The sequence below is a fragment of the Gillisia xinjiangensis genome, from assembly GCF_046298265.1.
In the GTDB taxonomy this organism is placed as follows: domain Bacteria; phylum Bacteroidota; class Bacteroidia; order Flavobacteriales; family Flavobacteriaceae; genus Gillisia; species Gillisia xinjiangensis.
This window is the reverse complement of record NZ_JBKAHK010000117.1, coordinates 1-530: the sequence shown is the minus strand read 5'-3', so window position 1 is coordinate 530 and position 530 is coordinate 1. Positions and strand designations below refer to the sequence as shown.

Here is a 530-nt window from a genome sequence, read left to right as displayed (position 1 = left end):
CTGCCAGTCCAGCACCCGCTGGATCTCGTCGCGGCCGGAAAATTCGACGTAGGTCACGGCAATGCCGCCGGTGTTGCCGAGCAGCGCGGCGATCACCTCGGGGTCGGAGAAAGCCGCGCGGTAGCCGTCCTTCACCAGGGCGTATTCGCCGTCGTCCATGCTCTTGGAGACGTCGTTCAGCAGCACCAGGGCCAGATCGACCGCCGCGGCGGGACGGGGCAGCGCGGCGACGGCGGCGAAGCCGGCAGCCAGAGCCAAGGATTTCCAGCGCATGAGGCATTCTCCGCAATCGTGGTTGCCTGACGATCAGGGCAAGTAGGTGACATCTTAGCCGAAGTGCGCGGACTCACACGACAGCCCTGCGCGGGCTGGGTTTTTCCTAGCCGGATGGCCGACCGCCTTGCGGGGCGGGTGGGCGGCTGTGCGGCGGTATCCAGAGGAAAGGCTGGCGACCGGCACAGTTCATTCTGCTCAAGTTTGATCGGCTTGATCGCGAGTCTCTAAAGTGGAAATTCCTATTTCCCTCCGCA

1 protein-coding gene is annotated in these 530 nt (G+C 64.3%); it reads right to left on the bottom strand.

From position 1 onward, the window contains the following. The coding region (locus tag ACKGJN_RS16775) for a DUF1194 domain-containing protein (RefSeq protein WP_409540712.1) at window positions 1–273 on the bottom strand (273 nt) is incomplete at its 3' end. Window positions 274–530 lie beyond the last annotated feature (257 nt).